Consider the following 300-nt stretch of genomic DNA (forward strand, 5'->3'; position numbering starts at 1 on the left):
TGCTCAGGGTCGAGACGGCGCTGACCGCATCGCCGCGCGGCGCGGCATCGGCGGCGACCGGCGCGGTCTGCACCGGCAGCGCCACGTTCAGCAGCGAGGTGATCATGGCTGGCAGCACATCGCTGGCGGCCGCGCTGCCGGAACCGGTGGCGTCGTCGCCGGCGGGCTGGGTGGCGTCGTCGCTGGCGCCGTCATCGGTGCGGGCGGCGTTGGCCACGTCGGCCAGGTTGAGCAGTTGGGAAAACAGCGGGGCGGCCACCGGGGCGGCGGCGCTGGCCGCGGCAGCGGCCGCCTGGGCGG

1 pseudogene is annotated in these 300 nt (G+C 77.0%); it reads right to left on the reverse strand.

The features are described 5' to 3' along the window. Positions 1 to 300: pseudogene (locus GJ695_RS29800) on the reverse strand (flagellar hook-length control protein FliK); the annotation flags it as partial.

The sequence above is a fragment of the Duganella alba genome (assembly GCF_009674495.1).
GTDB classification, from domain to species: Bacteria; Pseudomonadota; Gammaproteobacteria; order Burkholderiales; family Burkholderiaceae_D; genus Rugamonas; species Rugamonas alba.